A 19,081-nucleotide genomic window follows, 5' to 3' on the forward strand; every position below is an offset into this window, starting at 1 on the left:
CATCACAGCAACCCCGCGTGGATCAATGCGTCGTCGACCGCCTTTTTCGCCTCGTCGCTGCATTCGACCAACGGTAGGCGAACTGCCGGGCTGATTTCGGGGAAAAGGCGGCTGAGCGCGTACTTCACCGGCGCCGGGCTCGCATCCTCGAACATCGCATAGTGCAGCGGGTAGAGCCGGTCGTTCAGTTCGCGCGCGCGGGCCAAGTCGTTTGCGGCACAGGCGGCCTGAAACTCCGCGCACAGTGCCGGGGCGACGTTGGCGGTGACCGAAATGCACCCCACCGCGCCGGCTGCGTTGGCAGGCAGGGCCAGCTCGTCGTCGCCGGACAGCTGGCAGAAATCCTTGCCGATGCCCATCCGGTGGTCGGTGACCCGCGACAGGTCGCCGCTCGCATCCTTGATCGCGACGATCTGCTTCGGATACTTCTTGGCCAGTTCGCAGACCGTTTCGGGCAAGATGTCGGTAACTGTCCGGCCCGGCACGTTGTATAGCACGATCGGCAGGTTGCAGTGTTCTGCCAAATAGCTGAAGTGCGCGATCAGTCCTTTCTGCTTGGGCCGGTTGTAATAGGGCGCGACGCACAGCGCGGCGGCGGCGCCAGCCTTCTTCGAGAAATTCATGTGCAACAACGCGTTCATCGTGTCGTTGCTGCCGCATCCGGCGATAACCGGGACTCGGCCGGCGGCCTGTTCGATGCAGACCTCGATCACCCGGTGATGCTCGGCATTGGACAGCGTCGATGCCTCACCCGTGGTGCCGCAAGGGACCAGTGCCTTCGAACCCTGCTCGATCTGCCAGTCGACGAGGCGGCGAAACGCACGCTCGTCGAACGACCCATCGCGAAAAGGAGTCACAAGAGCGGGAATCGAGCCCGAGAACATTGCCGCATCGCCTTTGTTTGCCCCATAGTGCGCGCCAAGGGGGTGGCCTTGCGCGCCCGGGGTCCATGCATTCATCGCGTGATAAGGAGCCGGTAGGCAGAATGTCCAGCATGCTCGGTAAATCGTTGAAGATCGCAGGTTTCGTTTCACTCTCGGCTCTGGCTGTCACATCCGCACCGCTTGTCGCGCAATCCCGTAGCGACACGGGCCGGGCGATGATGGTCGCCTCGCAGCCCACGCAAGCTGCCGCAGCGGTCTCGCGCTGGCAGCAGCTCACCACTAACGATCGGCTCGGTTTCACCGACTATGCGGGCTTCGCGCTCGCCTATCCGACCTATCCGCGGATGGAGCTTATCCGCACGTATGCCGAGCGTAGCCTCGACCGCGACGCTCCCAGCCCCGAGCAGATCGCAGCGTTTTTCGATCGCTTCCCGCCGCAGACCAATCCCGCGCGGGCTCGATACGCCCTGGCGCTGTCCACTCTCAACCGGCCAGAGGCGCGCGATGTCGCGCGCGCCGCATGGCAGGGCGGCAAGATGAGTTCGCCTTCCGAAGCCTATCTGACCGGCATGTTCGGCACCGCATTCACGCCCAACGATCACGAAGAGCGGATCAGGGCGCTGATCTGGCAGGGCGAAGGCGAGGCTGCTGCGCGGCAGATGGACAAGATCCCGCTCGACCGCCGGGAACGCTACATGGCGAGCCTGGCCCTACTGCAGGGCAACCTGCCGCAGATGATCGGCCTGTCGGTGCCGGCCGACCTGATGAGCGATCCCGGCTACGTCTATCGCCTGGCCCGCCATTACCGCCGCACCGGGGAAGGCTATCGCGGCCAGCAACTGCTCGCGACCCGGGGCGCTTTCGCTCGTCCGCCGCACGATGCGGAGGAGATGGTGACGGAAATGCTCGTCCAGGCGCGCGGCGCCGGGGCAAGCGTTGCGGCTTCGATCGCGGGCAAGGTCGACGACCTGTTCGCACCGGGCACAGACATTTCGGGCCTCAGCTACAAATTGCGCGACGACTATACCTCGTTGATGTGGCTCGGCGGCACCAAGGCGCTGTGGGACATGGGCGACGGCAACCAAGCCGCTCCGCTGTTCTACCGCTATGGCAACGCCGCGCGCACGCCGCAGACCCGGTCGAAAGGCTTCTACTGGGCCGGAAACGCCTCGGCGCGAGCGGGCAACGCAACCGAAGCGAACCGCTATTTCGAGATGGCTGCTCAATACCCGGAGTATTTCTACGGCCAGCTCGCTCTGGAACGGCTCGGCCGACCGCTACCGCAATTCAAGCAAGTGTCGCTTGCGTCGGTAAATCCGCAGCAGGCGGCCGCGTTCAACGCCAGTCCGCTGGCGGCAGCGATCCGCACCATCGCCCGCACGGGTATCGACTGGCGGACCGAGCGGTATTTTTTCGTAGCCCTCGCGGAGAACGCGAAGGATGCGACCGAGCTGCAGCTTGCTGCCAACCTGGCGCGTGAGCTGGGGCTCGAGGAACTGGCCGTCGTCGTCGGTCGCGTCGCGCCGGAAAAGGGCATCGAGGGGTTCACCCGGGTCGGGTTCCCGGTGATCCCGACGCCTCCGGGCACCGATTTCACGATCATTCACGCCATTGCCCGACAGGAGAGCGAGTTCGACATCAATCGCATCAGCCATGCCGGCGCGCGTGGTGTGATGCAGCTCATGCCGGGAACCGCGCAGGAGCAGGCAGGCAAGATGGGCATGAGCTACATGAGCGCCAGCCTGATGACCGACCCGCAGTACAACATTCGCCTGGGGGACGGCTATTTCGCGCGGATGATGGACTATTACGGCGGCAGCTATCCGCTCGCGGTGGCGGCATACAACGCTGGGCCCGGCAACGTGAACAAGTGGCTGCGCGCCAACGGCGATCCGCGCACGGGAGGTATCGACTGGCTGCGGTGGGTCGAGCAGATTCCGATCTTCGAGACGAAGAATTACGTCCATCGCGTGCTCGAGAATGCGGTCGTCTATGAAGCCTTGAATCCCGAGAGGATACGGGGCGGCGGACGTCCACGCGGGGTCAGCCAGTTCCTCGGCAAACGCACACCGGGTTGAGCGGCGGGCCCCGTTCCCGCTAGAGGCGGCGTCATGACGCCGTCCAACCCAATCACGTCTGCAGGACTTGCCGCGCTCAAGGCGCGATACGACCACCTGCTCGGCACCGAGAGGCCGGCGATCGTCGAGATCGTCAGCTGGGCGGCCGGCAATGGCGACCGGAGCGAAAACGGCGATTACCTTTATGGCCGCAAGCGCATGCGCGAAATCGACCGGGAGCTGGCGCACCTCGCCCGCAGGATGAAGGCCGCTCGCGTGATCCTGCCCGCCGACCAGCCCGACAAGTCGCGGGCGTTCTTCGGCGCAACCGTCACGCTGCTGGACGAAGACGACGCGCAGATGGTCGTCACCTTGGTCGGTGACGACGAACAGGATGTCGGCGCAGGCCGCATCGGATGGTCGTCGCCGGTCGCCAAGGCGCTCAAGGGAGCGTCGGTCGGCGACCTGCGGACGGTGCGCCTGCCCAGCGGCGTTAAAGAGTGGGAAGTGGCAGGTATCGCCTATGAATAGGTATCTCGCCGTGGGCCTCGCCCTCCTCGCGACCGCCGCACCGATCTGCGCGAAGGACAATCTCGGCGTATTCGACGCCTGGGCCGCGTTCCGCGATCCCGCGCCCGGCCGCTGCTATGCAATCGCCAAGGCCGAGCGGCGGAGCGGGACCAGTGATTACGTCGCCTACGCAAGTGTCGGCACCTGGCCGAAGCGCGCGGTCCGGAATCAGCTGCACGTTCGCCTGTCGCGCAAGATTGCCCCGACCGCCGCGATCTCGCTCTCGGTGGGCGGCCAGCGGTTCCGCCTGAGTGGCGGTGGCGGCGATGCCTGGGCGGCGGACAAGGCGATGGATGCTGCAATCATGGCGGCTATGCGGTCGGCGAGCTCGATGTCGGTATCGTCGGTCGATGCGCGCGGTCGGCGATTTACGGACCGCTATCGCCTTGCCGGAGCCGCCACCGCCCTGGACGCAGCTTCGCTGGGGTGTGCGCGTATCCGCCGCTGACGCGAAAAGGGCGGAGCCGAAGCCCCGCCCTTCCCTTGCCTGTCGGCAATACCGCTTAGAAGCGGACGCCGGCAGTCGCCATCACCTGGTGACGGTCGGTGTCGAGGTTGAACCGGCTGGTGTCCGGCGTCGAACCTTCGAAGTCGACTTCACCCTTGCTGTAGTTCGAGTAGCGATACTCGGCGCCGATGTAGGCATTGCGGCCCACCGACTTCTCGATGCCCGCGCCTGCGCGCCAGCCATCGGTGTCGAGCTTCTGGCTCAGGTCGACGGTGCCGTCGCTACCCGTGACGGTGAAGCGCTGGTTGGTGTAACCACCCTTGGCATAGACCATCGTGGTCGGGCTGGTGACGAAACCGACGCGGCCGCCGACGTAGATCTCGCGGTCGGCCTGAACGTTGCCGAGGTTGAACACGGTCGGACGCTCGTTGTCGAAGTCACGGCCCGCGGTGCTGCCCGAGTAGCTGGCCTCGGCGCCGAGGCGCAGGTTCTCACTGGCTGCGACGTCGTAACCGACGACCGCGCCATAGCCGACACCGTCGATCGACTGCTTGAGATCGCGGGTATCGTCGACGTCCTCGGTGCTGCCCGAGCGGATGTGGTCGTAGCCGACTTCGGCACCGACGCGCAGGCCGCTGAACGGTGCTTCTGCCGTCTGGGCAAACGCGGGAGTCGCGAGTGCGGCCAGCGAACCGGCCAGAAGCGTTGCGATCTTGGTATTCATTTCAGTACTCCGTTTATCAACTCATGACCGGCGTTTCGCCAGTGCCATGGACCCGCTCAACGGGGCTGGAAGGGGCCGGTTTCATGAACCTCACACAACGATATTTCTGTGGCTTTTCCGTCACATCAGCGTCGACGAAGCGCTCATTTTGAACGACGAGGGTCGGGAACTAGCCGAGAAAAGCTGTGTTCGCGCGTTGCGCGCAAGCGTAAGATTGTATCGCGTCACCGCTCGAATCTCTCGTGCGGTCGATGGTCTTTGCCAGTTGCGACGGCTCACCCTATATGCGCCACGCCATGGCCGATACCGCCCTCATGCCGATCCCCGGCGCCGTCGATCCCGTTCCCGTCGCTCGGGAAGTAACCCCGCGCGCGGACGGCAAGATCGACGTGCTCGGCCTGTCGCGGGCGCGGATCACAGAACTCTTCGCCGAAGCCGGACTCGACGCCAAGGCAGCCAAGCTGCGCGCGAAGCAGGTATTCCACTGGCTCTACCACCGCGGCGTGACCGAGTTCGAGGCCATGACCGACATCGCCAAGACGATGCGCCCGTGGCTCGCGGAACGGTTCGTGGTCGGACGGCCCGAGGTGATCGAGGCGCAGCATTCGACCGACGGTACCCGCAAATGGCTGCTCCGCACGGCTGACGGTCACGATTTCGAGATGGTGTTCATTCCGGATGCGGACCGGGGAACGCTGTGCGTTTCGAGCCAAGTCGGCTGCACGCTCAATTGCCGGTTCTGCCACACCGGCACGATGAAGCTGGTGCGCAACCTGACCCCGGGTGAAATCGTGGGACAGGTCATGCTGGCCCGCGATGCGCTGGGCGAGTGGCCGAGGGGCTCGATGGCCGGTCTCGACGCCGACGAGGATGCCGGCCACTACTCGTCCGATGGTCGCCTGCTGACCAACATCGTCATGATGGGCATGGGCGAGCCGCTCTACAATTTCGACAACGTCCGCGATGCGCTCAAGCTGGTGATGGACGGCGAAGGGCTTGCCCTCAGCAAACGGCGCATAACCCTGTCGACCAGCGGCGTGGTACCGATGATGGATCGCTGCGGCGAGGAAATCGGCGTTAACCTGGCGGTCTCGCTCCACGCGGTGACCAAAGACGTGCGCGACGAGATCGTGCCGCTCAACAAGAAGTACGGGATCGAAGAACTGCTCAGCGCGTGTGCGGCCTATCCCGGTGCCTCGAACGCGCGGCGGATCACGTTCGAGTACGTAATGCTGAAGGACAAGAACGACAGCGACGATGACGCGCGCGAACTCGTCCGCCTGCTCAAGCAATACCGCCTGCCCGCCAAGGTGAACCTGATACCGTTCAACCCTTGGCCCGGCGCAACCTACGAATGCTCGACGCCCGAGCGGGTGAAGCGCTTTTCCGAGATCGTGTTCGAGCATGGCATCAGCGCGCCCGTTCGCACGCCGCGCGGGCGCGACATCGATGCCGCTTGTGGCCAGCTGAAGACCGCGGCGGAAAAGAAGAGCCGCGCCGAGCGCGATCGCGAGGCCGCGGCAGCGGGCTGATTTCCCCATCGCTTGAGCGCGCTGAAATCATCTCGTTCATCGCAGGTTCGACGCGGTTCGCGGACGAATGTGCGGTAGATTCAATTGCCCAGAAGGATACGACGATGAGAAAGATCATCCTCGCTGTCGCCGCCGGCGGCATGATGGTAACCGCAGCCCCCGCCCTTGCCGATCCGCCGCCGTGGGCGCCGGCACACGGCAAGCGCGCCAAGCAGGGCTACCAGCCGCGCTACTACAATTCGCCGCAGGGCGTACGGTACTGGCAGGGCGACGACGGACGCTATTACTGCCGCCGCTCCAACGGCACGACCGGCCTCATCATCGGTGCAGCCGCCGGTGCATTGGCCGGACGCGCGATCGACACCCGCGGCGAGCGGGCTACCGGCACCATCCTTGGTGCTGCGGCAGGCGCCCTGCTCGGACGACAAATCGACCGCGGTGAGGTGCGCTGCCGCTGATCCGCTGACGAATTGCGATTGAACGAGGCGCGCCACCCCTAACCCGGGGTCGGCGCGCTTCTTTGTTTTCGCGTGCGATCGCCCCGATCACTCGGCCCATCGCCCAAAGTGCGCATTTCGTCGTGGAAATCGCAACACAACAAGCCGTTCATCTGGCGTTGTGGACCCAGAGGCCAGCCAGAGAGTCGTAACAGCAGACCCGCCTTTGAGGGAAAGGAAAGACCCATGAAGAAGATCATTCTTATCGCTGCGGCCGCAGGCCTCGCCGTTCCCGCGGTACCCGCGATGGCGCACGATACCGGTTACCGCCATTCGCACCGCGTCGATAACGGCGTGAACTACTGGCGCGGCGACGATGGTCGCTACTATTGCAAGCGCTCGAACGGTACGGTCGGCTTGCTGGTCGGCGGCGCTGCTGGTGCACTTATCGGCCGCGCGATCGATACCCGCGGCGAGCGGGCAACCGGCACAATCATCGGCGCTGCCGCAGGTGCTCTCCTGGGCCGTGAAGTCCAGCAGAACCGCAGCAAGGCCCGCTGCCGCTAAATCGGCCAACCACTGCCTCCAATCGAAGGCGCGTCGTCCGTAAATGCGGTCGGCGCGCCTTTCGCTTTGTGAAGCCGGCCGCTGTGTGCTTTCATGCCGGCCATGGAGAAAAACTCCCGCCCTGCCGTGCTCGTGACAGGCGGCGCCAAACGGATCGGTGCCGCGATATCGCGCGCGTTCGGCACCGCAGGCTGGCACGTCGTCATCCACTACGGCCGGTCTGCCGACGCGGCGGAGGCGCTCGCCGCCGAATTGCCGAGCGCGATCGCCATCCACTGCAATCTGTCCGACGCCGACGCAGCGAAGGACATGGTCGATCGGCTCGCGGCGCACCTGACCGACTGGCGCGTGCTGGTGAACAACGCCTCGATCTTCGTCCCCGACGACGACGGCGACATCGACATGGAAACGTTCCGGCGCACATTGCGGATCAATGCGGGGAGTCCCGCACGCATGGCCCGGGCATTCCTGACGAGCGCGCGATCCGCCGGCGGCAAGCGCGTCATCAACCTGACCGATCAGAAGATCGCCAATCCCAATCCGGATTTCTTCACCTACACGATGAGCAAGCACGCGCTGGCGGCAACCGTCCCGATGCTTGCGATGGGCGCCGCCGCGCCGGGCGACAGGGTCTATGCGCTTGCCCCCGGAGCGATCCTGCCGAGCCACGACCAGACTCCCGACGAGATCGAAGTCAGTCACAAGCTGAACCTCTTGCGCCGCCGCACGGAAGCATCGGAGATCGCCGACGCCTGTCTGTGGCTGGCCGAAGGCTGGCTGGCCAACGGCGAGACGCTGTTCGTCGATAGCGGCCAGCATCTCCTGTCCCAGCAACGCGACGTGATCTACCTTGGGAGGGAACTCGCCGGATGAAGCGCCACGCGCTCAGCACCCGTCTGTGGCACTGGATCAACCTCGTCTGCGTGGTGATCCTGTTCATGTCGGGGCTTAACATTTCGAATGCCCACCCGCGTCTCTACTGGGGTGACTGGGGCTTTGCGCCAGAGGACGCGTGGCTGATCGTCCCGCGTTTCCCCGACTGGATGACCATTCCGGGCCGCTACAGCCTGGCGGGCGCGCGCGAATGGCACGTGCTCATGGCATGGCCCTTCGCGCTCGGCCTTCTGCTCGTGTGGATTGCCATGCTGGCGAATCGCCACTTCAGCCGCGATCTCACCACGTCACGCGCCGAGTGGCGCTGGTCGGCCATCCGAAGCGACATCGCCAAGCATTTGCGGCTCGATTTCCATCACTCGGGATCGAAGTTCAATTTCCTCCAGAAGCTGGCCTACGGCCTCGTCTTCGGCGTTCTGCTGCCGGGTCTGATCGCGACCGGAATGGGCATCAGCCCGGGAATGGAACCGCTGCTGTCGCCGATGATCGAACTGGTGGGCGGGCGGCAGTCGGTCCGATCGCTGCATTTCATCTTCGCCTGGCTGCTGTTCGGATTTTTCGTCGTCCACGTACTTCTCGTCCTGCTGTCGAACCCGTTTCGTCAGCTGCGCGACATGATCACTGGAGGGCGTGATGGAGCGTAGGGGCTTCATGGTGGGTGCGGCGGCGCTGTTTCTCGGCGGATGCTCGAAGGTCGCCGACACTCCGGCCGCGCAATCGCTGTTTCGGGCTTCGGAGCGATGGAACCGGGCCGCTCACCGGTTTCTGGGCGGGGGCGGCCTGGTCAAGGAATACGACCGCAGCGAGATTTCGCCCTTCTTTCGCGGCAATGGTTCGCAGACGGTCGATACCCCCGCATATGCCGCGTCGCGCGCTGCGGGTTTTGCCGACTGGCGGCTGACCGTGACCGGTCTGGTCGCCAACCCGCTGTCGCTGAGTCTCGATAACCTCAAGCGCCTGCCGCAGCGCAGCCAGATCACCCGGCACGACTGCGTCGAGGGCTGGAGCGCGATCGGCGAGTGGACCGGTCCGCAACTGTCGACGATTCTCGACGGCGCGCAGCTTCTTCCGGACGCACAATTCATCGTCTTCCGGTGCGCCGACACGCTCAACGGATCGCGCTATTACGAGAGCATCGACCTCGACGATGCGTATCATCCGCAGACCATCGTCGCCCACGCGCTGAATGGCGAGCCGCTGCCCGAGCGGAACGGCGCCCCGCTACGGCTGCGGGTCGAGCGGCAACTGGGATACAAGCACGCCAAGTACCTTACCGGGATCGAGGCCGTCGCCAGCCTCGAGGGTATCGAAGGCGGCAACGGCGGCTATTGGGAAGACCGCGGCTACCATTGGTACGCCGGCATCTGACAGGGGGACGCGAACGACAATGTGGCTGCTCGACCAGTTTCTGAAGCGCGGTATCCGCAATGGACGGCTGACGGTGACCGACCATGATGGGAAGGCGTACGAATACGGTTCGGGCCCGGCCGATCCCATTCGTATTCGTCTGACCGACAAGCGCGCCGCCGCGCACATCGCCCGGTATCCCCAGCTCGGCGCGGGCGAGGCGTTCATGTGGGGCTGGCTTGTCGTCGAGGCGCCGCACGATATCCGCGACCTGCTGCTGTTCGTGACGGCCAACACCAGCAGTCAGGGCGACCGGGCGATCCAGGCGCAAGGGCCGCTACGGCGTGCCCGCGACCGCCTTCTCGCGATGGCCGACAGCGTCAACCCGCGCGGCAAGGCGGCGAAGAACGCCGAGCATACCTACAACCTGACGCGCCGGCTGTACGAGCTTTTCCTCGATGAAGACCGGCAATACACGATGGCCTATTACCGGGGCGATCCCGAGCAAACGAGCCTGGAGCAGGCGCAGCTCGACAAGAAGGCGCACCTGGCGGCCAAGATGTACCTGAAGCCCGGGATGAAAGTCCTCGATATCGGCTGCGGCTGGGGCGGATTCGCGCTCTATCTCAACCGGCATTATGGCTGCGAGGTTCTCGGCGTCGCGCTGGCCGAGGACCAGATCGCCTTCTGCCGCGAACGGGCCGAGGCGGCCGGTGTCGCGGACAAGGTGCGCTTCGAGTTGATGGACTATCGTGACGTTACGGGCGAATTCGACCGGATCAGCTCGGTCGGCCTGCTCGAACACGTGGGCACACCCCACTATCCGCAGTTCTACCGGCACACGGCTCGCCTGCTGAAGCCCGACGGCGTGATGATCAGCCATTGTTGCGGCCGTGCGGGACCGCCGGGACGCACCGATGCCTGGACGCGCAAATACATCTTCCCGGGGGGCTACATCCCCGCGCTGAGCGAACTCGTGATCGAAAGCGAAAAGGCCGGCTGGCAGATCATGGACGTGGAAGGAATGCGCTTCCACTACAGCCACACGCTCGAGGAATGGTACAACCGAACCGTTCTCCACCGGGACGAGATCGTCGACCTGTACGACGAGCAGTTCTATCGCATGTGGCTGTTCTACCTAGCGGGAGCGGAGCAGGCGTTCCGGAACGGCAGCCTCGTCAACTGGCAGATGATCTACGTGAAGGACCGCACCGCGATCCCGATGACCCGCGAGTTCATCGAGACCGAGAGCGCGCGCCTGCGGGCCGGCGACGTGGCGCCCGAATGGCATCTCTCCCCCGCCGAGCGCGTGGCGGCCGAGTAGGCCCCACGATGCCCACAGCGCCATAGCGATGAGGCATACCCGACGCGCGGCTTGTGGGTTGAGTGCCGACACCATCCTTTGCGAAACTCCGGCGCATGGTCGCCTCTTTTCCTGGTGCTTACATTGCTGCGGACCTTGCCGATCGTTTTCGGGCGGATGGTTACGCGATAGTCCGGGGATTGTTCGGACCGGACGACATCGCCGAAATGTCCGCCGCGATCGACGAAGTCCACGCCGAAGGATTGGCGCTGGGTGCGAGCTTTCGGTACGGCAATCTCAACTACCGACTGGATGGCGGCGAGTTGCGGATGGTCCAGTGGCCGTCGTACCACAACGTCGTGCTCGACCGCTTTCGAACCGACTACCGGGTGGCGGCGATACTCGCCGATCTCATCGGGACCGAGATCAAGCAGATCATCAACCAGGTTCACTGGAAGAAGCCGGGCGGAAAGGGCGACTTCGCCTTTCACCAGGATTCGCGCTTTCGCCGGCCGGACAGCGCCTATCGCAATCTGGCAACGAGCTACGTCCAGACCGGCATCGCGATCGACCGCCACGACCGGTCGAGCGGAGCGATGCGCGTGCTTCCAGGCAGTCATCTTGGCGGCCCGATCGACCTGCCGACCAGCGGCGAGGTGATGAGCAGCGTGGTCGAAACCGACACCCTCGCGGCGGCCGGCCTCGATCCGGGCGGCCTCGTCGACCTCGAACTGGAACCGGGCGACCTCGCGATGTGGAGTTCCTACCTGGTCCACGGATCGGGTTCGAACATGGCGGACCATTACCGGCGCTTCTACATCAACGGATACGTGCGGGCCGAGGACTGCGACCGGGGCGAATGGGCGTTTCGTCGCGGCCAGCCGCAACCGCTGGGCCCCCGCCCCAACCTCGTGCATTTCGAGGAACTTTACGAGCGTCCGGGACCGCACTTCACTTGAGGTCAGCGAAGGTATAGCCTTCCGCGATGAGCGCCGTTTACCGAACGCCCGACGACCGGTTTACGGGCCTGCCGGATTTTCCGTTCGAACCGCACTACCGCGAGTTGGCCAGCGGTCTGCGCGTCCATTACATCGACGAGGGTCCACGCGATGGTCGGCCGGTCCTGATGATGCACGGCGAACCGAGCTGGTGCTTTCTCTATCGCAAGATGATCCCGCCAGTCGCTGCAGCGGGCTTTCGCGTCCTGGCGCCGGACCTGATCGGCTTCGGCAAGTCGGACAAGCCGACCTCCAAAGGCGACTACACATACGCCCGTCACGTTGCATGGATGCAGGAGTGGTTCGAGGCGCTGGACCTTCGCGACGTGATCCTCGCCTGCCAGGACTGGGGTTCGCTCGTCGGTCTGCGGCTCGTCGCCGCCATTCCCGACCGGTTCGCCGGCGTGGTGCTGTCGAACGGAGGGCTTCCCGAAGGTCAGGATCCTCCTGCCGCGTTCGCCGCATGGCGCCGCTTTTCCAGATGGAGCCCGGTGTTCCCGATCGGGGGTATCCTTCAGCGAGCGACGAAGCGGGACCTGTCGCCTGCAGAGGTTGCCGCCTACGACGCGCCCTTCCCGACCCGCGCCAGCAAGGCAGGCGCGCGCATCTTCCCGTCGCTCGTTCCGCTCGGCCCGAATGAGGCCGTCCCGGACCAGAAGCGTGCCTGGGCGGTGCTCGAGACTTTCGACAAACCCTTCACGTGCGCCTTCTCGAACGGCGATCCGATCACGCGCGGCGGCGATGCGGCATTCCGCGAGCGAGTGCCCGGCGCCGCCAAGGGCAGCCACCGGACCCTGAAGGGCGGTCACTTCATCCAGGAGGACGATCCCGACGGCTTCGTCGCCGCAATCCTCGACACCGCCCGAGCCGCGGAACAATCTCAATCGGGGTAGCGTTCGTTCATCACGTCCCAGCTCAGCTTGACGAGCCCTTCGAGTGCGTCGAGATCCACGTCGGACAGCTTGTTGATGTAAAGGCACGACTTGCCGGTCTTGTGCTTGCCGAGCCGGGCGAACAGCGCGTCGGCTTCAGGCTGCCGGTCGCAGTAATTGCCCATCAGGTAGATCGTCATCGCCGACTTGCGCGGTGAGAAGCCACCACGCATCGAGTCTCCCTCGTGCCCGCTTTCGTAGCGGTAATGATAGCTGCCATATCCGATCATCGACGGACCCCACATCTTCGGGTCGAGCCCTGTCACTCGGCGATGGAGCTTGTCGATTACCTCGGCCTCCTCGCGCCTCCGTTGGTCCGGCACCGCGGCGATGAAGTCCTCGACCGCGACCTCGGTCGCCTTGGTCTTCGCCTCGTACTTGCCCATCATCGCCTCCCTTGCCGCCTGCGCGAGCATGCCATAGGGCGCGCGCCAGACCAATCCGGAGCTTTCCGATGTCCGATATCAAGAAGGTCGTGCTCGCCTATTCCGGCGGGCTCGACACCAGCGTGATCCTCAAGTGGCTGCAGGTGACCTACAATTGCGAGGTCATCACCTTCACCGCCGATCTCGGCCAGGGCGAAGAACTGGAGCCGGCGCGCGCCAAGGCCAAGCTGATGGGCGTGCCGGACGATCACATCTATATCGACGACCTGCGCGAGGAGTTCGTGCGCGACTTCGTGTTCCCGATGATGCGCGCCAACGCCCGTTACGAGGGCGACTATCTGCTCGGCACCAGCATCGCCCGGCCGCTGATCTCCAAGCGACTGATCGAGATCGCCCGCGAGACCGGCGCCGATGCGATCGCGCACGGCGCTACCGGCAAGGGCAACGATCAGGTCCGCTTCGAACTGTCGGCCTATGCCCTTGCCCCCGATATCAAGGTCATCGCCCCGTGGCGCGAATGGGACCTGACCAGCCGCACCGCGCTGATCGCCTGGGCCGAACAGCACCAGATCCCCGTGCCCAAGGACAAACGCGGCGAGAGCCCGTTCTCGACCGACGCCAACCTTCTGCACACCTCGTCCGAAGGCAAGGTGCTGGAAGATCCGTGGGAGGAAGTGCCCGACTACGTCTATTCGCGCACCGACAATCCCGAGGATGCGCCGGATGCGCCCGAATACATCACCATCGACTTCGAAAAGGGCGACGGCGTTGCGCTGAATGGCGAGGCGATGAGCCCCGCGACCCTGCTCGCCGCGCTCAACGACCTTGGCCGCAAGCACGGCATCGGCCGGCTCGACCTGGTCGAGAACCGCTTCGTCGGCATGAAGAGCCGCGGGATGTACGAGACTCCGGGCGGCGAGATCTACGCCCGGGCGCATCGCGGGATCGAACAGATCACGCTCGATCGCGGCGCGGCGCACCTCAAGGACGAGCTGATGCCCAAGTATGCCGAGTTCATCTACAACGGCTTCTGGTTCGCGCCGGAGCGCGAGATGCTGCAAGCGGCGATCGACCTGAGCCAGGAGAAGGTGTCGGGCACCGTGCGGCTCAAGCTCTACAAGGGAATGGCACAGGTCGTCGGGAGGAAGTCGCCCAACTCGCTCTATTCGGAGCGCCACGTCACGTTCGAGGACGATGCCGGGGCCTACGACCAGACCGACGCGCAGGGTTTCATCAAGCTCAACGCATTGCGGCTAAGGTTGCTCGCGCAGCGCGATCGGTGAAATATTCGGTCGTTTGACGGAATCGCGACGAACGGTTGAGTTATCCACTCGTGTCCACAGGCAAAACGCCCGGCGGTGGAAAAATGACCCCTCCCGATGCTTGCGCGACTCGGTTCGGAGGCGCAGCTTCAGGTCATCGGAAGGGAACGGAAGCCACTGAACCGACAAGCCTAACGGCCTGAAAGTTCGAAGTTTTTCCCTACCAACCGAGATGGCGGCAACTGTCCGCGCGGTCTTCGAGATCGCTTTGCGAAAGGCTTCGGCCGGATGCAAGGGGATCGCTTGAGAGGAACGCCGGCGAAACCACCATCGGCCGGTCTACCCGGTCTTTCGCCGAGGAGGCGTCGCGAAGGCTTCGGCCGGAACGATGCAACCGTTCGAAGCGGGAGCCAGGGAAATCGGTCTCGGAACCGCCAGGCGGCACAGGAAAGGATCTTCGGATCCGGACCGACCACCTGAAGGAACCGGATGCCGGTGCGAGCGCCGGTGACAGAGCCCGACGGAACCGGTTTCGACCGGGAAAGAAAGGCAACGACACTGGGTGCCAAGTATCCCTCGGGATCCACGCGCTGGTGAGAGTGGGGTCGACCTTCGGGTCGGCCCCATTTGCATTTCGGTCCCGAAATTTCGCCGCACCGCGCGGTCGCTGAAGCAGACCGAACTCTCCATTCCCCGACATCCTTAACCGCGCCGCGACTCGGAAGCCGGGCACGTGCCGTGGCTCGTAGGGTGTAGGAAAGCGGATCGGCGAGTCGTCAGCGGAATCATGGTTAAGGTTCCGAGTCCCCACGATGAACGGTGGCGCGGTCGGGGTGGAGCGAGCGCAAGGGGGTGCCGGAGTCCGATTCCGGGGTCTAAACCGCCCGCCATGGACGGGAACACGCGTTTCGATGCCGCGAAGGCGCTGCGCACGCTGGCGATCGCCGCCGCGCTGGTGCTGCCCGCGTCGGCGAGTGCGCCCGCGCTGGCCGACGACAAGACGGCCGTTTTCGCCGCCAACTTCGCCGACATCGCCGTGCCGCAGGCCCACACCCCGGCAGCCGGCGCGGTGGACATCAGCACGATCGACCCCGCCGACGAGCTGGCCGAAACGGCAGAGCCCGGCCTGGGCGATCCGATCGGCAGCGGCGTGGCCAGCTACTACGCCGACAAGTTCAACGGTCGCCGCACCGCGAGCGGCGAGACCTTCCACAACGGCGGCTACACCGCCGCGCACCGCAGCCTGCCCTTCGGCAGCAAGGTCCGCGTGACCAATCCCGCCAACGGCAAGTCGGTCGTGGTCCGCATCAACGATCGCGGACCGTTCCACGGCGGCCGGGTGATCGACCTGACGAAGTCCGCCGCATCGACGCTCGGCATCGTCCAGCGCGGCCACGGCCGCGTCGAACTCGCGCTCGTCAACTAAGCCTTAGAACCCCGGCGCCAGCGCGGGACGTCAGTCCTGCTCGCTCGCCCGATCGCGGCGTATCAGCCATTCGCTGATCAGCATGGCCAGCATGAGTGTGCCGACGACGGCAACGATGACGATGATGGTCTGGGACATTTGCGACTCCCGGGGAATACACGGCGGGAGCACATACGAGGCGTCTCTCTGTCGCGGCGAGGCCATAAGGTCGGGCGCCGCGATGCGCACCCCCTACACGATTCCGCCATGAACGCCACCTGACGCTCCGCCCGCCACCGGCGCGCCGACGAGCCACCACTCGTCCTCTCCCGCCTCGAACGCGGCGAGCTGCGCGTCCTCTACCGCCTCGACGTTGTCGGGATCGATCTCTTCCGGCGTCGGCACACCGACCGGGCGCGCAGCCCACATCGCATCGAACCGCTCGTCCGCCATATAACCGCATTCGTCCGGGTCGAGCTCCTCCCGGGGATCGTTGCAGCGCCCGCCGCAGCGATCGCACGGCGTTTCCCACCGAGCCAGCCGCTCCTCCTCGGCGCGCTTCGCCGCCCGCGCCGCCGCCGCCTTGGCAGAGGGCATGTCACACATGTCACACTGTCCAGGGGAGAAAGTAGGAGCCCCAGGAATGGGATCCGCAAGAGCCCGCTCGTCCTGAGCCTGTCGAAGGACGCGTTCACTACGGTCCGGCTCGTCCGGGATCAGCGGCAGCGCGGTGCCGCAATCGTCGCAGACCGGCGCGGGATCGTCGGTCCCGGCCTCGTAGCGCTCCAGCGCGCCTGCCAGGTCGTCGGCATAGGCGCGGGTGCGCGCGTCCTCGGTCAGTTTGTCGAGCCGCGCGAGGTGCGCGAGCAGCAGGCGGCTGTCGAAGCGGACGCGGCGGCCGACCTCCTCGCCGCGGAACCACACGACCTCCTCCACCCCGTCGAGCGCGCGGCAGGCGAGCACATCCTCGCCCAGCGCGCGGGCGGAGAGCAGCGCCGCATCCCACGCGCGGGCAAAGGCGCGGTTGGCGCGCCGCTCGCGATAGACGGTGCGATAGCTGATCCCGATGGCGGCCGAGGCCCGCCGCACCTGCCCGCAATCAGCGAGCGCATGGAGGAACTCGACCTGCCGCGCGCGGGTGAACTGCGTTTCCGGCCAAGAGCCTGCGCCGGACTCCGACGCGGAGGCGGCGGCGTCGGGCAACGCGTCGATGTGCTGCGCGAGCGTGGGTTTGGGGGTCGGGGCTGGCGTGGGAGTGGGTGCCGGCGTGGCGGCAGGCGCGGGAGCGCGAAAGACCTGGTGGGCAGGGATGTAGCTCATGGGGGCAGTCCGTTTGAGGGGAGATGGACCGCGTTATGTATGCGGGATGGGGGGCTGTAGGAAAATGGAACTTGACCCACCCACAAATTTGTCAATCAAAGTCGTCAGCAACTGCACAATTCTCGTACCAGGTCGTCGAGGTTTTGCAGATCAACAGGTTCAAGCGTTGACAATGTCCGATGACTAAATGCTAAAGGAGCACGCGTTGCCAGATTGGTTGCTGTGTGCGTTGTTACTGCGCATGATTCTGGAACTAAACACGTGCTCGCATCCAACGTTATGATGAGCGATCACCCGACGGTGAGATGGTAGGAACATCTGGCAACGCAACCTCCCACACTTTTGCGAGTTAATTCGAAGCAAGACCTCGCTTGTGCAATCGGCATTCCTCTAGAACTGCTTGAAAGGCGGGCATTTGGGATTCCTCAACACATCTTATACTCTCGGCACGAGTATCCGAAGCGCGACGGAAGCACCCGCCTAATATATAGCCCCCACTGGCCACTTCGGCATATTCAGTCGCGCCTTGCAAATCTTCTTGACGAAATATACGAACCATCAAGTCGAGTGAGTGGCTTTGTAAAAGGACGGGGGATTCGCTATAATGCATCTCTACATGTCGGCAAACGCCTTCTTCTTAATTTCGATCTTTCTGATTTTTTCCCTACCATTCATTTTGGCCGAATACGCGGGCGACTTAGGGCTCGTCCCTATCAACTCAATGCCGTTATCGCGACAACCATCGCTCGGCTCTGTACGCTAGACGGAAATTTGCCGATAGGAGCGCCCAGTTCGCCGGTCTTAGCAAATATCATTTGCTCACATCTTGATGGATTACTAACCCGTTTGGCGCGAGAGCATGGTTGCTTTTACTCACGCTATGCTGACGACATCACGTTCTCCACAAATCGACGCTCATTTCCCAACAGCCTCGCGACGGTTGATCACGAAAATGGATTAGCTGCAGTTGGCGCACTTATAAGTGCCGCCGTCACAGAGGCAGGATTTATAGTAAATCCGCGAAAGACACGCATTCTTGATAAGAGCTCAAGACAAGAAGTTAGCGGAGTTGTAATAAATCAATTTCTGAATGTACCTCGCTCATTTATGAGAGAGATACGCGGCGCATTGAATGCGTGGGAAAAGCACGGTCATATTGCATCAGAACAGTATTTTAAGGAAAAATACAACTGGCGATCGTCGCAGAGTTTTGAAAATCATTTGAGAGGCAGAATTCAGCACGTAATTCATATTCGCGGTTCTGATGATTTGGTGGTGTGGCGACTTGTTAATCGTTTTAACAATCTTCCTGATCGGGCCCACTCAAGCATCTCATATGATAGACCTAAAGATGAACGAGATCGGTTATCGCTTGCGGTTTGCAGAGTTGAAAGCGGAAACGATGAACTGATGGAGTACAATCAGGGATCAGGAATCAAATTACCAAATGGTAATGTGTTGACGAATTTTCATAATATCGAAATTTGCGGCACGGTCGCACCGATTATTGAGATTTATCTAACTGACAATGCTCCGGTTCCCGTGCCGATGCGAGTATTAAAGCATGATTTCGCTAAAGACGTTGCAATATTGGAACCAATTGACCCTGAATGGAAAATGCCGATTGCTGCCGCAAGTGCGGAATTGAGCTTCTCCGAATGCAAAGTTGGCGACGACGTCAAGGTTGGAGGGTTCCCAAGCTATCAGCTAGGAGACAGTTGTCAGATAGCTACTGGCGAAGTCCGAGCATTTTCTAAGATTGAAGGTATCACATACTTTCGAGTTTCAGTACCGATCGTAAAAGGTAATAGCGGAGGACCAGTCTTCAACATTGACGGACAGGTGGTCGGTATAGCTAGTCGCGGAATTGACACGCATGAGATAACAAATGCGGCGTTCAACGGCTGCCTAGAGCTTTTTCGCTTCGAAAAATTCTTACAGTCGTAAAGAATTGAGTTTTCCAACATTATTCATATCATGCGTATAGCGTGATGCGGAATGACCACTGTTGTCAC

19 protein-coding genes are annotated in these 19,081 nt (G+C 63.4%); 15 read left to right on the plus strand and 4 right to left on the minus strand.

All coding sequences use genetic code 11. From position 1 onward, the window contains the following. Window positions 1–2: 2 nt before the first annotated feature. A complete protein-coding gene (dapA, locus tag AR323_RS10955) occupies window positions 3–884 on the minus strand; it encodes a 4-hydroxy-tetrahydrodipicolinate synthase (RefSeq protein ID WP_057884128.1) in 882 nt (293 codons plus the stop codon). Window positions 885–985: 101 nt separating this feature from the next. Here dapA and AR323_RS10960 point away from each other — a divergent pair, with 101 nt between their 5' ends. The 3 genes from AR323_RS10960 to AR323_RS10970 are packed head-to-tail and all read left to right on the plus strand — an operon-like array spanning window position 986 to window position 3,959. Further along, window positions 986–2,962 (plus strand): lytic transglycosylase domain-containing protein, encoded by a 1,977-nt coding sequence (locus tag AR323_RS10960; RefSeq protein ID WP_057884004.1) that lies wholly within the window; start codon window positions 986–988, stop codon window positions 2,960–2,962. 33 nt (window positions 2,963–2,995) lie between these two features. Then, window positions 2,996–3,472: a GreA/GreB family elongation factor gene (locus AR323_RS10965; RefSeq protein ID WP_057884005.1), complete on the plus strand. Its 477-nt coding sequence runs from the start codon at window positions 2,996–2,998 to the stop codon at window positions 3,470–3,472. Continuing rightward, window positions 3,465–3,959: an invasion associated locus B family protein gene (locus AR323_RS10970; protein WP_057884006.1), complete on the plus strand. Its 495-nt coding sequence runs from the start codon at window positions 3,465–3,467 to the stop codon at window positions 3,957–3,959. The genes AR323_RS10965 and AR323_RS10970 overlap by 8 nt, the downstream gene beginning before the upstream one ends. A gap of 55 nt (window positions 3,960–4,014) precedes the next feature. Here the strand turns inward: AR323_RS10970 and AR323_RS10975 are convergent, their stop codons facing one another. Further along, window positions 4,015–4,683 carry an outer membrane protein gene (locus tag AR323_RS10975; RefSeq protein ID WP_057884007.1) on the minus strand — a complete coding sequence of 223 codons (669 nt, stop codon included), beginning with the start codon at window positions 4,681–4,683 and terminating at the stop codon, window positions 4,015–4,017. Window positions 4,684–4,979: 296 nt separating this feature from the next. On the opposite strand from AR323_RS10975, the gene rlmN reads away from it, so the two are divergent. The 9 genes from rlmN (at window position 4,980) to AR323_RS11020 (ending at window position 12,654) form a co-directional block, all read left to right on the plus strand. Beyond that, on the plus strand, window positions 4,980–6,215 hold the full coding sequence (rlmN, locus tag AR323_RS10980) for a 23S rRNA (adenine(2503)-C(2))-methyltransferase RlmN (protein WP_057884008.1): 1,236 nt from the start codon (window positions 4,980–4,982) through the stop codon (window positions 6,213–6,215). Window positions 6,216–6,319: 104 nt separating this feature from the next. Further along, the gene (locus tag AR323_RS10985; RefSeq protein WP_057884009.1) at window positions 6,320–6,673 is read left to right on the plus strand and encodes a glycine zipper 2TM domain-containing protein; all 354 of its coding nucleotides are present in this window, start codon (window positions 6,320–6,322) and stop codon (window positions 6,671–6,673) included. Window positions 6,674–6,898: 225 nt separating this feature from the next. Beyond that, entirely contained in the window at window positions 6,899–7,219 is a 321-nt protein-coding gene (locus tag AR323_RS10990; protein WP_083495372.1) for a glycine zipper 2TM domain-containing protein, read from the plus strand. A 93-nt stretch (window positions 7,220–7,312) separates the two neighbouring features. After that, entirely contained in the window at window positions 7,313–8,092 is a 780-nt protein-coding gene (locus tag AR323_RS10995) for an SDR family oxidoreductase (protein ID WP_057884010.1), read from the plus strand. Continuing rightward, complete coding sequence (locus AR323_RS11000) at window positions 8,089–8,757, plus strand: cytochrome b/b6 domain-containing protein (RefSeq protein ID WP_057884011.1); 669 nt, start codon at window positions 8,089–8,091, stop codon at window positions 8,755–8,757. Before AR323_RS10995 ends, AR323_RS11000 begins: the two co-directional genes overlap by 4 nt. Next, the gene (locus AR323_RS11005) at window positions 8,747–9,481 is read left to right on the plus strand and encodes a molybdopterin-dependent oxidoreductase (RefSeq protein ID WP_057884012.1); all 735 of its coding nucleotides are present in this window, start codon (window positions 8,747–8,749) and stop codon (window positions 9,479–9,481) included. Before AR323_RS11000 ends, AR323_RS11005 begins: the two co-directional genes overlap by 11 nt. A gap of 19 nt (window positions 9,482–9,500) precedes the next feature. Next, a complete protein-coding gene (locus tag AR323_RS11010; protein ID WP_057884013.1) occupies window positions 9,501–10,784 on the plus strand; it encodes an SAM-dependent methyltransferase in 1,284 nt (427 codons plus the stop codon). A gap of 95 nt (window positions 10,785–10,879) precedes the next feature. Continuing rightward, a complete protein-coding gene (locus tag AR323_RS11015; RefSeq protein ID WP_057884014.1) occupies window positions 10,880–11,722 on the plus strand; it encodes a phytanoyl-CoA dioxygenase family protein in 843 nt (280 codons plus the stop codon). 26 nt (window positions 11,723–11,748) lie between these two features. Continuing rightward, window positions 11,749–12,654: a haloalkane dehalogenase gene (locus AR323_RS11020; RefSeq protein WP_057884015.1), complete on the plus strand. Its 906-nt coding sequence runs from the start codon at window positions 11,749–11,751 to the stop codon at window positions 12,652–12,654. Here AR323_RS11020 and AR323_RS11025 read toward each other — a convergent pair. Next, on the minus strand, window positions 12,642–13,133 hold the full coding sequence (locus tag AR323_RS11025; RefSeq protein ID WP_321164549.1) for a DUF1801 domain-containing protein: 492 nt from the start codon (window positions 13,131–13,133) through the stop codon (window positions 12,642–12,644). The genes AR323_RS11020 and AR323_RS11025 overlap by 13 nt on opposite strands. A gap of 14 nt (window positions 13,134–13,147) precedes the next feature. Between AR323_RS11025 and AR323_RS11030 the strand changes: the two genes are divergently transcribed. Beyond that, window positions 13,148–14,362 carry an argininosuccinate synthase gene (locus AR323_RS11030; protein WP_057884016.1) on the plus strand — a complete coding sequence of 405 codons (1,215 nt, stop codon included), beginning with the start codon at window positions 13,148–13,150 and terminating at the stop codon, window positions 14,360–14,362. 868 nt (window positions 14,363–15,230) lie between these two features. Continuing rightward, window positions 15,231–15,767 carry a septal ring lytic transglycosylase RlpA family protein gene (locus AR323_RS11035; RefSeq protein ID WP_057884017.1) on the plus strand — a complete coding sequence of 179 codons (537 nt, stop codon included), beginning with the start codon at window positions 15,231–15,233 and terminating at the stop codon, window positions 15,765–15,767. A gap of 231 nt (window positions 15,768–15,998) precedes the next feature. Here the strand turns inward: AR323_RS11035 and AR323_RS11040 are convergent, their stop codons facing one another. After that, window positions 15,999–17,066: a hypothetical protein gene (locus tag AR323_RS11040; protein WP_057884018.1), complete on the minus strand. Its 1,068-nt coding sequence runs from the start codon at window positions 17,064–17,066 to the stop codon at window positions 15,999–16,001. Window positions 17,067–17,408: 342 nt separating this feature from the next. On the opposite strand from AR323_RS11040, the gene AR323_RS14470 reads away from it, so the two are divergent. Continuing rightward, on the plus strand, window positions 17,409–19,013 hold the full coding sequence (locus AR323_RS14470) for a reverse transcriptase domain-containing protein (protein WP_083495373.1): 1,605 nt from the start codon (window positions 17,409–17,411) through the stop codon (window positions 19,011–19,013). Window positions 19,014–19,081 lie beyond the last annotated feature (68 nt).

This window comes from Tsuneonella troitsensis (genome assembly GCF_001441535.1).
GTDB classification, from domain to species: Bacteria; Pseudomonadota; Alphaproteobacteria; order Sphingomonadales; family Sphingomonadaceae; genus Tsuneonella; species Tsuneonella troitsensis.

Excerpts from the sequence above, each read along its gene's own strand:
- AR323_RS11015 (WP_057884014.1), top strand. The coding sequence starts at position 10,880 with ATGGTCGCCTCTTTTCCTGGTGCTTACATTGCTGCGGACCTTGCCGAT.
- AR323_RS10985 (WP_057884009.1), top strand. The coding sequence starts at position 6,320 with ATGAGAAAGATCATCCTCGCTGTCGCCGCCGGCGGCATGATGGTAACC.
- AR323_RS10965 (WP_057884005.1), top strand. The coding sequence starts at position 2,996 with ATGACGCCGTCCAACCCAATCACGTCTGCAGGACTTGCCGCGCTCAAG.
- AR323_RS10975 (WP_057884007.1), bottom strand. The coding sequence starts at position 4,683 with ATGAATACCAAGATCGCAACGCTTCTGGCCGGTTCGCTGGCCGCACTC.
- dapA (WP_057884128.1), bottom strand. The coding sequence starts at position 884 with ATGTTCTCGGGCTCGATTCCCGCTCTTGTGACTCCTTTTCGCGATGGG.
- AR323_RS11005 (WP_057884012.1), top strand. The coding sequence starts at position 8,747 with ATGGAGCGTAGGGGCTTCATGGTGGGTGCGGCGGCGCTGTTTCTCGGC.
- AR323_RS10990 (WP_083495372.1), top strand. The coding sequence starts at position 6,899 with ATGAAGAAGATCATTCTTATCGCTGCGGCCGCAGGCCTCGCCGTTCCC.
- AR323_RS11030 (WP_057884016.1), top strand. The coding sequence starts at position 13,148 with ATGTCCGATATCAAGAAGGTCGTGCTCGCCTATTCCGGCGGGCTCGAC.
- AR323_RS11040 (WP_057884018.1), bottom strand. The coding sequence starts at position 17,066 with ATGAGCTACATCCCTGCCCACCAGGTCTTTCGCGCTCCCGCGCCTGCC.
- rlmN (WP_057884008.1), top strand. The coding sequence starts at position 4,980 with ATGGCCGATACCGCCCTCATGCCGATCCCCGGCGCCGTCGATCCCGTT.
- AR323_RS11010 (WP_057884013.1), top strand. The coding sequence starts at position 9,501 with ATGTGGCTGCTCGACCAGTTTCTGAAGCGCGGTATCCGCAATGGACGG.
- AR323_RS10970 (WP_057884006.1), top strand. The coding sequence starts at position 3,465 with ATGAATAGGTATCTCGCCGTGGGCCTCGCCCTCCTCGCGACCGCCGCA.
- AR323_RS10995 (WP_057884010.1), top strand. The coding sequence starts at position 7,313 with ATGCCGGCCATGGAGAAAAACTCCCGCCCTGCCGTGCTCGTGACAGGC.
- AR323_RS11020 (WP_057884015.1), top strand. The coding sequence starts at position 11,749 with ATGAGCGCCGTTTACCGAACGCCCGACGACCGGTTTACGGGCCTGCCG.
- AR323_RS10960 (WP_057884004.1), top strand. The coding sequence starts at position 986 with ATGTCCAGCATGCTCGGTAAATCGTTGAAGATCGCAGGTTTCGTTTCA.
- AR323_RS11000 (WP_057884011.1), top strand. The coding sequence starts at position 8,089 with ATGAAGCGCCACGCGCTCAGCACCCGTCTGTGGCACTGGATCAACCTC.
- AR323_RS11035 (WP_057884017.1), top strand. The coding sequence starts at position 15,231 with ATGGACGGGAACACGCGTTTCGATGCCGCGAAGGCGCTGCGCACGCTG.